The organism is Pseudomonas sp. CAN1 (assembly GCF_030462585.1).
In the GTDB taxonomy this organism is placed as follows: Bacteria; Pseudomonadota; Gammaproteobacteria; order Pseudomonadales; family Pseudomonadaceae; genus Pseudomonas.
The window spans coordinates 116,713-128,114 of record NZ_JASMRU010000017.1; the positions used below are offsets into that span (position 1 = coordinate 116,713).

At 63.8% G+C, this 11,402-nt stretch carries 9 protein-coding genes; 7 read left to right on the top strand and 2 right to left on the bottom strand.

The features are described 5' to 3' along the window. Positions 1–200: 200 nt before the first annotated feature. Entirely contained in the window at positions 201–2,933 is a 2,733-nt protein-coding gene (gene acnA / locus QO207_RS20850; RefSeq protein ID WP_301534220.1) for an aconitate hydratase AcnA, read from the top strand. 195 nt (positions 2,934–3,128) lie between these two features. Further along, a complete protein-coding gene (locus QO207_RS20855; protein ID WP_301534221.1) occupies positions 3,129–4,694 on the top strand; it encodes a PAS domain-containing methyl-accepting chemotaxis protein in 1,566 nt (521 codons plus the stop codon). Between the two features lie 193 nt (positions 4,695–4,887). Here QO207_RS20855 and cprA read toward each other — a convergent pair whose 3' ends face one another. Together cprA and QO207_RS20865 are read right to left on the bottom strand one after the other, a co-directional pair. After that, on the bottom strand, positions 4,888–6,042 hold the full coding sequence (gene cprA / locus QO207_RS20860) for a cationic peptide resistance protein CprA (protein ID WP_301534222.1): 1,155 nt from the start codon (positions 6,040–6,042) through the stop codon (positions 4,888–4,890). 110 nt (positions 6,043–6,152) lie between these two features. Further along, on the bottom strand, positions 6,153–6,854 hold the full coding sequence (locus QO207_RS20865; protein WP_301534223.1) for an alpha/beta family hydrolase: 702 nt from the start codon (positions 6,852–6,854) through the stop codon (positions 6,153–6,155). 120 nt (positions 6,855–6,974) lie between these two features. Between QO207_RS20865 and ccoN the strand changes: the two genes are divergently transcribed. The 5 genes from ccoN to QO207_RS20890 all read left to right on the top strand — a co-directional run. Further along, positions 6,975–8,399: a cytochrome-c oxidase, cbb3-type subunit I gene (gene ccoN / locus QO207_RS20870; RefSeq protein ID WP_192294940.1), complete on the top strand. Its 1,425-nt coding sequence runs from the start codon at positions 6,975–6,977 to the stop codon at positions 8,397–8,399. 10 nt (positions 8,400–8,409) lie between these two features. Beyond that, positions 8,410–9,018: a cytochrome-c oxidase, cbb3-type subunit II gene (ccoO, locus tag QO207_RS20875; RefSeq protein ID WP_192294941.1), complete on the top strand. Its 609-nt coding sequence runs from the start codon at positions 8,410–8,412 to the stop codon at positions 9,016–9,018. Between the two features lie 4 nt (positions 9,019–9,022). Beyond that, positions 9,023–9,214 carry a CcoQ/FixQ family Cbb3-type cytochrome c oxidase assembly chaperone gene (locus tag QO207_RS20880; protein WP_017516305.1) on the top strand — a complete coding sequence of 64 codons (192 nt, stop codon included), beginning with the start codon at positions 9,023–9,025 and terminating at the stop codon, positions 9,212–9,214. Further along, positions 9,211–10,134, top strand: a complete 924-nt coding sequence (ccoP, locus tag QO207_RS20885; protein WP_301534224.1) for a cytochrome-c oxidase, cbb3-type subunit III — start codon at positions 9,211–9,213, stop codon at positions 10,132–10,134. The genes QO207_RS20880 and ccoP overlap by 4 nt, the downstream gene beginning before the upstream one ends. 340 nt (positions 10,135–10,474) lie before the next feature. After that, on the top strand, positions 10,475–11,402 hold a 928-nt coding region (locus tag QO207_RS20890), incomplete at its 3' end, for a cbb3-type cytochrome c oxidase subunit I (RefSeq protein WP_301534225.1).

The following is an 11,402-nucleotide window of genomic DNA, read 5'->3' on the forward strand; positions in this document are numbered from 1 at the left end:
GGTCTAGCTTGAGTGTTCCGGCCCAGCCCGCCGGAAGACTGCCCGGTGATTGCCCTGCATGGCGAAGATTGCCACTAATCGCAGCTTATCTGCGATGGATCAGGATGTTTGCTTCCTTCTTCGCCAAGTATCGCTAGCGCCCACGAAGCCATCGGCCGCGCTGCCGATCACGAGCAGAATTCAAGCCTGAGGAGAATGTCATGCCCGCAGTGGATAGCCTGAACAGCCTGCGCACCCTGGAGGTCGCCGGCAAGACCTATCACTATTACAGCCTGCCCGAAGCGGCGAAGAGCCTGGGGGACCTGGGCAAGCTGCCGATGTCCCTGAAGGTCCTGCTGGAAAACCTGTTGCGCTGGGAAGACGACAACACCGTCACCGGCGACGACCTCAAAGCCCTGGCCGGTTGGCTGAAGACCCGCAGCTCCGAACGCGAGATCCAGTACCGCCCCGCCCGTGTACTGATGCAGGACTTCACCGGCGTACCGGCGGTGGTCGACCTCGCCGCCATGCGCGACGCCATGGCCAAGGCCGGCGGCGACCCGCAGAAGATCAACCCGCTGTCGCCCGTCGACCTGGTCATCGACCACTCGGTGATGGTGGACAAGTTCGCCAGCCAGTCGGCCTTTGCGCAGAACGTCGAGATCGAGATGGAGCGCAACGGCGAGCGCTATGCCTTCCTGCGCTGGGGGCAGAACGCCTTCGACAACTTCCGCGTGGTGCCGCCGGGAACCGGCATCTGCCATCAGGTCAACCTGGAGTACCTGGGGCGCACCGTCTGGACCAAGGACGAGGACGGCCGCACCTATGCCTTCCCCGACACCCTGGTCGGCACCGATTCGCACACCACCATGATCAACGGCCTCGGCGTGCTCGGCTGGGGCGTGGGCGGCATCGAGGCGGAAGCGGCCATGCTCGGCCAGCCGGTGTCGATGCTGATCCCCGAGGTGATCGGCTTCAAGCTCACCGGCAAGCTGAAGGAAGGCATCACCGCCACCGACCTGGTGCTGACCGTCACCCAGATGCTGCGCAAGAAAGGCGTGGTCGGAAAATTCGTCGAGTTCTATGGCGACGGCCTCGCCGACCTGCCCCTGGCCGACCGCGCCACCATTGCCAACATGGCCCCGGAATACGGCGCCACCTGCGGCTTCTTCCCGGTGGACGAAATCACCCTGGGCTACCTGCGCCTGTCCGGCCGCCCGGAAGACGCAGTCAAGCTGGTGGAGGCCTACAGCAAGGCCCAGGGCCTGTGGCGCGAGAAAGGCCACGAGCCGGTGTTCACCGATTCCCTGCAACTGGACATGGGCGATGTCGAAGCCAGTCTCGCCGGGCCCAAGCGCCCGCAGGACCGCGTCGCCCTCGGCCATGTCAGCGAGGCTTTCGATGACTTCCTCGGCCTGCAGATCAAACCTGCTTCCACCGAGGAAGGCCGCCTGCTCAGCGAAGGCGGTGGCGGCGCTGCGGTGGGCGCGTCGGCCCCGACCGGTGAAGCCGACTACCAGCACGATGGCCACACCTACCGGCTGAAGAACGGCGCGGTGGTGATCGCCGCCATTACCTCCTGCACCAACACCTCCAACCCGAGCGTGATGATGGCCGCCGGCCTGCTGGCGAAGAAGGCGCTGGAGAAGGGCCTGCAGCGCAAGCCCTGGGTGAAGAGCTCGCTGGCGCCCGGCTCCAAGGTGGTCACCGAGTACTTCCATGCCGCCGGCTTGACCCGTTATCTGGACGAGCTGGGCTTCGACCTGGTGGGCTACGGCTGCACCACCTGCATCGGCAACTCCGGCCCACTGCTGGAACCCATCGAGAAGGCCGTCCAGCAGGCCGACCTGACTGTCGCCTCGGTGCTCTCCGGCAACCGCAACTTCGAGGGCCGGGTACACCCGCTGGTGAAAACCAACTGGCTGGCCTCGCCACCGCTGGTGGTGGCCTATGCACTGGCCGGTACCGTGCGCACCGACCTGACCAAGGACCCGCTGGGCACCGGCAAGGATGGCCAACCGGTCTATCTGAAGGACATCTGGCCGACCCAGCAGGAAATCGCCGACGCGGTACAGAAAGTCGACACGGCGATGTTCCACAAGGAGTACGCCGAAGTCTTCCAGGGTGACGAGAAATGGCGTGCGATCCAGGTGCCGGACGCCAAGACCTACACCTGGCAGGACGATTCCACCTATATCCAGCACCCGCCGTTCTTCGAGCACATCGCCGAGGCGCCGCCGAAAATTGAAGATATCGAGGGCGCCAGCATCCTCGCGGTGCTGGGCGATTCGGTGACCACCGACCACATCTCCCCTGCCGGCAACATCAAGAAGGACAGCCCGGCCGGGCGCTACCTCAGCGAGCACGGCGTGGCCTACGCCGACTTCAACTCCTACGGCTCGCGCCGTGGGAACCACGAGGTGATGATGCGCGGCACCTTCGCCAACATCCGCATCAAGAACGAGATGCTCGGCGGCGAGGAAGGCGGCAATACGCTGTACGTCCCGACCGGCGACAAGCTGGCGATCTACGACGCCGCCATGCGCTACCAGAAGGACGGCACCCCGCTGGTCATCGTCGCTGGCAAGGAGTACGGCACCGGCTCGTCCCGCGACTGGGCGGCTAAGGGCACCAACCTGCTGGGCGTGAAGGCGGTGATCGCCGAGAGCTTCGAGCGCATCCACCGCTCCAACCTGGTGGGCATGGGCGTACTGCCGCTGCAGTTCAAGGACGGCCAGGACCGCAAGGCGCTGAAACTGACTGGCAAGGAAGTGCTGAGCATCAGCGGCCTGTCCGGCGAGCTGAAGCCGCACATGAACCTCAAGGTCGCGGTGAAGCGCGAAGATGGCACCCAGGACAACTTCGACGTCCTCTGCCGCATCGATACCCAGAACGAAGTCGAGTACTTCAAGGCCGGCGGCATCCTCCACTATGTGCTGCGCAGCCTGATCTAAAGCGGTGCGGCGGCCTGCAACGGGCCGCCGCCCTCCTTCTTTGGTTTCATTTCCCTGACCGATGGCGATACGCTATCGTCATTCTCCCGGCGTCACTCTTCTGACATTTTTCTGTGATTGCCATCAAATTTCCGATCCGGCGGCCGATAAGCTGGACAGACGTACCAATTCGCCTTTTTCCGAGATGCCAGCCTGATGCGCAACAACCAGCCGATCACCCAGCGTGAACGCACCTTCCCCGCCGAACAGCGGCTGATCTCCACCACCAATGACCGCGGCGTGATCAGCTACGTCAACGAGGCCTTCACCGCCATCAGCGGCTTCTCCCGCGAGGAATTGGTGGGCGCGGCGCATAACCTGGTGCGCCATCCGGACGTGCCTTCGGCGGTGTTCGAGCACATGTGGACGACCCTGAAGAAAGGCCGGCCGTGGATGGGCATCGTCAAGAACCGCTGCAAGAACGGCGACCACTACTGGGTCAGCGCCTACGTCACGCCGGTGTTCGAACGCAACGCCATCGTCGGCTACGAATCGGTGCGCGTGAAGCCCTCTGCCGAACAGGTGCGCCGCGCCGAAGCCCTGTACGCGCGGATCAACGCCGGCAAGTCGGCCATCCCGGCGCGCGACCGCTGGCTGCCGGTGCTGCTGGACTGGCTGCCGTTCATCCTGATCGGCCAGATCGGCTTCCTCATCGGCGCCTGGCTGAACTCGCACTGGGGCTTCGTGCTCGCCGCCCTGCTCTCGATCCCGCTGGGCCTGGCCGGCCTGGGCTGGCAACAGCGCGGCCTGAAACGCCTGCTGCGCCTCGCCGAGCAGACCACCTCCGACCCACTGATCGCGCAGATGTACACCGACAGCCGTGGCGCCCAGGCGCGCCTGGAAATGTCCATCCTCAGCCAGGAAGCGCGGCTGAAGACCTGTCTGACCCGCCTGCAGGACACCGCCGAAACCCTCACCGAACAGGCCCGCGAAGCCGACTCCCTGGCTCACCACAGCTCCGCCGGGCTGGACCGCCAGCGCGAGGAAACCGAGCAGGTGGCCACCGCCGTCAACCAGATGGCCGCCACTACCCAGGAAGTCGCCGACAACGTGCAGCGCACCGCCGATGCCACCCGCCAGGCTAATGAACTGACCACCGAGGGCCGGCAGATCGCCGCCGAAACCCGCGAGGCCATGCAGCGCCTGTCCAGTTCGGTGGGCGAGACCGGCGAAGCGGTCAGCCAGCTGGCCCGCGACAGCGAGCAGATCGGTGGCGTGGTGGATGTGATCAAGGGCATCGCCGACCAGACCAACCTGCTGGCGCTCAACGCCGCCATCGAGGCCGCCCGCGCCGGCGAGATGGGCCGTGGCTTTGCCGTGGTGGCTGATGAGGTGCGCCAGCTGGCCCAGCGTACGGCTGAGTCCACCGGGCAAATCCATCAGCTGATCGCCAACCTGCAGAACACCGCCACCGAGGCGGTACGCGCCATGGAGTCAGGGCGCCGTCAGGCCGACGAAGGCGTGGATCGCGTGCTGCAGGCGGACAACGCGCTGGTGGGCATCAGCGATGCGGTGGCCAACATCACCGAGATGACCACCCAGATCGCCGCCGCGGCGGAGGAACAGAGCGCCGTGGCCGAGGAGATCAACCGCAACATCAGCACCATCGCCAACCTCGCCGACCAGACCTCCGGCGAAGCCCAGCGCACCGCGCTGCTCAGCGAGGAGCTGACCCACACCGCGCAGCGCCAGTATTCGCTGGTGGAACGCTTCAACCGCTAGCGCCCAGGCTCACCTGTGGGCGCGAGCTTGCGTGCGAATCCCTTGATGACGGAGCAGGACCGTAGGGCGAATAACGCCTCAGGCGTTATCCGCCATTGCGGCGGATAACCCGTTCCGGGTTATCCGCCCTACGCAGCGTCTTGACCGGATAGGGTTCGCGAGCAAGCTCGCTCCTACAAGGCTTGCAGCTGGGTTACTTGAAGTCCCACTGCATCTGCGCCGGGATGCTCACATCCCGCGAGGAATGCACGCAGACGTCCACGTAGTCGCTGAAACGCGGCGGCGGTGCGATGCCTTCGTCGAGCAGGCGCTGGTTGCAGAACAGGTAGTTGAGGTCGGCGAAGCCGCTGTACAGGCGCAGTGCCCGCAGCACTAGGCGCGGATTGGCCTTGCCGATGCGTGCCTCGAAGTTGTTGGCCAGCTCGCGCAGGTTTTCCGCCGAGACCTTGCGATAACGTTCGCCGACGGGTTCCTCACCCTGCGCATGGGCGAAGGCACGGTCGATTTCGCCGAAGGTGCAGGAAGCCTCGTTGCCGGCGGAGATGTGGTACAGGCTGTGTTCCAGGGTCGGCTTGAGCGCCAGCGCGACGATGGATTCGGCGCAGTAGTCCACCGGGATCACGTCGATCTGCTCGTCCAGGTCGCAGGTGAAGCTCTCCAGCGCGAAGCCCATGCGGAACACCCAGAAGATGCTGCCCGAAGCCTGGCAACCGAGGCGGCTGTGACCGACCACGATCGACGGCCGCGCCACCACCAGCGGCAGTTGCGGCAGTTCTTCGCGCATGCGGCGCTCGATCTCCGCCTTCGACGCGGTGTAATCCACCAGTTGCTCCTCGCTGGGCGGGAAGTCCCAGGACTCGCGAATAGGCGAAGGACGGTCGGGGCCGCAACACATGGCCGTGCCAACGTGAAGGAAGCGCTTGAGGCGAGCGGACTCGCTCATCACCTTGGCGAAGGCGAAAGTGCCCTCCACGTTCACCGGCCAGATGGTCGGGTTCTTCGAGAAGGAAGCCACTGCTGCGCAGTTGATCACCTGCTCGATCTGCATCAGTCGCGGCCGCTCGGCGCGCAGCCAGGCGATGTCGAGCAGGTCGCCGCAGATGACCTGGGAAGCCTGCAGGTGCTGCAGGTCCAGCTCCAGCACGGAGTGCAGGCGCAGATTGTCGCGCAGACGCTCCAGGCCCTGCTCTGGGCCTTCGGCACGCACCAGGAACAGCAGCGAATCCCTGTGCCCCTCTTCGATCAGATGCGCGGCCACCGCGCCACCAAGGAATCCGGTGGCGCCGGTGAGCAGAATGGAAGGGAAAACTTCGTACAGAGAATCGGACAGCGTGTTGGGAATATTCATGCGAGCCTTGCTTCTTTAGCTGTAATCGCGGGCGCTAGTCACAGGGGACTGACGGCGCACAGAGTAGGAAGGCTCACATTACGAACGGCTTAGGAAATGGCCATCCAGGCCTACAAAGTTTCAAGAAAGATAGAAATTTCCTTCGCAGCAGACTCCAAATGATCCTCGTGTTTGTAGCCGCTTGCCTTCAGAGGTTTCAGATCGTGATCGCCCGCCACCAGCCACTCCAGGCGAATCGCCGCGGACAGCACGTAGCCTGAAACGGTAGCCCGGTCCCCCAGCGCGTCGCGCTCACCCTGAACGATCAGAGTCGGCGTCTTCAGCTCCGCCAGGTGTGCCACCCGCGGCTTCTCCGGCTTGCCGGCGGCGTAGAACGGGTAGCCCAGGCAGACCAGCGCATCCACCCCCAGCTCATCGGCCAGCAGGCTGGCCATGCGCCCGCCCATGGACTTGCCACCGATGGCCAGCTTGCCCGGCACCTCGGCGCGAATCTGCGCATAGACCTGCCGCCAGCACTCCAGCAACTGCTTCTGCGGGTTGGGCGGCCGGCGCTTTCCGTCCTCGCGGCGCATAGCCATATAGGGGAACTCGAAGCGCACCACCGAGATACCTCTTCCGGCCAGGCGCGCGGCGATGTCGTCCATGAACGGACTGTCCATCGGAGCGCCCGCTCCGTGCGCCAGGACCAGCGTCGCTGACAGCTCGCCCTGTGCCGGGTTCCGCAACAGCGACAAAGGACCGCAGGCGCTCGCGACAGAGGTCTCAGGCGGCAATTGATCCGAATCAATATTCCCAGAGGTGCCTTTATCCATCCTTCACTCCGCTAATTCCGAATTAGTACCTATCCCAAGGGGGAGGGGCGGCATACGCCGTAAGCCGTAAAAAACCTGCCGGGATGGGCATAGCCCATAACCGTGGATGGAAGCCCATAAATGAGCACAACCAATCAGACCGCTTATAACTATAAGGTGGTCCGCCAGTTCGCCATTATGACAGTGGTGTGGGGGATCGTCGGCATGGCCGTCGGTGTCCTGATCGCCGCGCAACTGGTGTGGCCGGACCTTAACCTCGGCTTACCGTGGACGAGCTTCGGCCGCCTGCGTCCGCTGCATACCAACGCGGTGATCTTCGCCTTCGGCGGCTGCGCACTGTTCGCCACCAGCTACTACTCGGTGCAGCGTACCTGCCAGACCCGTCTGTTCTCCGACACGCTGGCTTCCTTCACCTTCTGGGGTTGGCAGCTGGTGATCCTGTGTGCGGCCATCACCCTGCCGCTGGGCATGACCTCCTCCAAGGAGTATGCCGAGCTGGAATGGCCGATCGACATCCTGATCACCATCGTCTGGGTTTCCTACGCCATCGTCTTCTTCGGCACGCTGATGAAGCGCAAGACCAAGCACATCTATGTGGGCAACTGGTTCTTCGGCGGCTTCATCCTGACCGTGGCGATCCTGCATGTGGTCAACAACCTGGAAATCCCGGTCAGCCTGACCAAGTCCTACTCGCTGTACTCGGGCGCCACCGACGCCATGATCCAGTGGTGGTACGGCCACAACGCCGTGGGCTTCTTCCTGACCGCCGGCTTCCTGGGGATGATGTACTACTTCGTGCCCAAGCAGGCCGAGCGTCCGGTCTACTCCTATCGCCTGTCCATCGTGCACTTCTGGGCACTGATCGCCGTCTACATCTGGGCCGGCCCGCACCACCTGCACTACACCGCGCTGCCGGACTGGGCGCAGTCGCTGGGCATGGTGATGTCGCTGATCCTGCTGGCTCCGAGCTGGGGCGGCATGATCAACGGCATGATGACCCTCTCCGGCGCCTGGCATAAGCTGCGCACCGACCCGATCCTGCGCTTCCTGGTGGTGTCCCTGGCCTTCTACGGCATGTCCACCTTCGAAGGCCCGATGATGGCCATCAAGACCGTCAACGCCCTCTCCCACTACACCGACTGGACCATCGGCCACGTACACGCCGGCGCCCTGGGCTGGGTTGCCATGGTCTCCATCGGTTCGCTGTACCACATGATCCCGAAGGTCTTCGGCCGCGAGCAGATGCACAGCGTGGGCCTGATCAACACCCACTTCTGGCTGGCCACCATCGGCACCGTCCTCTACATCGCCTCGATGTGGGTCAACGGCATCACCCAGGGCCTGATGTGGCGCGCAGTGAACTCCGACGGCACCCTCACCTACTCCTTCGTCGAAGCCCTGGCCGCCGGCCACCCCGGCTTCATCGTGCGGATGATCGGTGGCGCCATCTTCCTGCTGGGCATGCTGGTCATGGCCTACAACACCTGGCGCACCGTAGCCGCCGCCAAGCCGGCTGAAATGCAAGCCGCGGCGCAGATGGCCTGAGGAGACCGACATGAAACACGAAATACTCGAGAAAAACGTCGGCCTGCTGGCCCTGTGCATGGCCGTCGCCGTCAGCATCGGCGGCCTGACCCAGATCGTTCCGCTGTTCTTCCAGGACGTCACCAACACCCCGGTGGAAGGCATGAAGCCCTACACCGCGCTGCAACTGGAAGGCCGTGACGTGTACATCCGCGAAGGCTGCGTGGGCTGCCACTCGCAGATGATCCGGCCGTTCCGCGCCGAGACCGAGCGCTACGGCCACTACTCCGTCGCCGGCGAAAGCGTCTGGGACCACCCGTTCCTCTGGGGTTCCAAGCGTACCGGCCCGGACCTGGCCCGCGTCGGCGGCCGCTACTCGGACGACTGGCACCGCGCACACCTGTACAACCCGCGCAACGTGGTGCCGGAATCGAAGATGCCCGCCTACCCCTGGCTGGTCGAGAACAAGCTCGACGGCAAGGACACGGCGAAGAAACTGGAAGTGATGCGTGTCATGGGCGTGCCCTACACGGACGACGACATCGCTGGCGCCAGCGATTCCGTCAAAGGCAAGACCGAAATGGACGCGGTGGTCGCGTACCTGCAGGTCCTCGGCACCTCCATCAAGAACAAGCGGTGACAGCATGGATATCGGGACCATTCGCGGCCTCGGCACCGTCATCGTGATGGTGGCCTTCGTCGGCGTACTGCTCTGGGCTTACGGCGGCAAACGCAAGGAGCGCTTCGACGAAGACGCGCTACTGCCCTTCGCGGATGACCCGGCAGCCAAGCGTCACGCTGAGCAAGAGCAAGCTTCTAGGAGCAACAACGCATGACTACCTTCTGGAGTCTGTACATCACCGTTCTAACAGTCGGCTCGCTGATCGCCCTGCTGTGGCTGGTCTTCGCCACCCGCAGCGGGCAGTCCTCGAACACCACCGACCAGACCATGGGCCATGCCTTCGACGGCATCGAGGAATACGACAACCCGCTGCCCAAATGGTGGTTCCTGCTGTTCGTCGGCACCATCGTGTTCGCCGCCGGCTACCTGATGCTCTACCCGGGCCTGGGCAACTGGAAAGGCGTCCTGCCGGGCTATGACGGCGGCTGGACCCAGGACAAGCAGTGGGAGCGCGAAGAAGCCCTGGCCAAGGAAAAATACGGTCCGATCTTCGCCAAATACGCCGCCATGCCCGTGGAAGAGGTCGCCAAGGACCCGCAAGCAATGAAAATGGGGGAGCGTCTCTTCGCCACCTACTGCTCGATCTGCCACGGCTCCGACGCCAAGGGCGCCGTCGGCTTCCCCAACCTGACCGACAGCGACTGGCGCTGGGGCGGCACCGCCCAGGACATCGAGACCACCATTCTCGGTGGCCGCCATGCGGCAATGCCGGCCTGGGGTGAAGTGCTGGGTGAGAAAGGCGTGCAGGATGTCGCCGCCTTCGTCACCGCCAACCTGGACGGCCGCAAGCTGCCCGAAGGCGTGACCGCGGACAACGTCGACAACGGTGGCAAGCTGTTCGCCACTACCTGCGTCGCGTGCCACGGTCCGGAAGGCAAGGGCAACCCGATCATGGGCGCGCCTGACCTGACTCACCCGGGCGCATTCATCTACGGTTCCAGCTACGCGCAACTGCAGCAGACCATCCGCCACGGCCGCCAAGGCCAGATGCCGGCGCAGGAGCAGTACCTGGGCAAAGACAAAGTGCACATTCTTGCCGGTTACATCTACAACATCTCCGGCCAGGCGAAGTAAACTCCCCGCCCCAACTCGCGCCCCTTGAAACGGGCGCGAGTTTCTTCCCCCGCATTATCGCGACGAAGTGTCGCACCCTCTCTATCCCCTTTCTTCACACCCTCCCCGTTCGCGTCTAAGCTGGTTTCCATTCGCAAACCTGCAATACGACTAACCTGACCCACTTCCCAGGTTGGCACGAGCGACCCGAAACGAGCAGCAGATCAGGGCGCAGAGCGCTCTGCAACAGGCGCCAAACCTGCTCCACGCCAAGGGCCGGCGCGTTGCATTGGCTACCTGCTTTCTACATACTTGCCGCCGTTTTTTTGTCCATAAAATCCAAAAACCGTGGAACCTTAGAATGAGCACAGCAATCAGTCCGACTGCTTATAACTATAAGGTCGTCCGCCAGTTCGCCATCATGACGGTGGTCTGGGGGATACTTGGAATGGGGGTTGGTGTCTACATCGCCTCACAGTTGGTTTGGCCCCAGTTGAACCTGGACCTTCCCTGGACCAGTTTCGGCCGCCTCCGTCCGCTGCACACCAACCTGGTGATCTTCGCCTTCGGCGGCTGTGCTCTCTTCGCTACTTCCTACTACGTCGTACAGCGCACCTGTCAGACCCGCCTGATTTCTGACAGCCTCGCCGCCTTCACCTTCTGGGGTTGGCAGGCAGTGATCGTGCTGGCCGGCATCACCCTGCCGCTGGGCTACACCTCCTCCAAGGAGTACGCCGAGCTGGAATGGCCGATCGACATCCTCCTGGCGATCGTCTGGGTCACCTATGCCGTGGTGTTCTTCGGCACCATCGTCAAGCGCCAGACCAAGCACATCTACGTGGGCAACTGGTTCTACGGCGGCTTCATCCTCGTGACCGCGATGCTGCACATCGTCAACAGCGCGGAACTGCCGGTCAGCTGGTTCAAGTCCTACTCGGTCTACGCCGGTGCTACCGACGCGATGATCCAGTGGTGGTACGGCCACAACGCCGTAGGCTTCTTCCTGACCACCGGCTTCCTCGGCATGATGTACTACTTCGTTCCGAAGCAGGCCGAGCGTCCGATCTACTCCTATCGCCTGTCCATCGTGCACTTCTGGGCGCTGATCACCCTGTACATCTGGGCCGGTCCGCACCACCTGCACTACACCGCGCTGCCGGACTGGGCCCAGTCCCTGGGCATGGTGATGTCCCTGATCCTGCTGGCTCCGAGCTGGGGCGGCATGATCAACGGCATGATGACCCTCTCCGGCGCCTGGCATAAGCTGCGCACCGACCCGATCCTGCGCT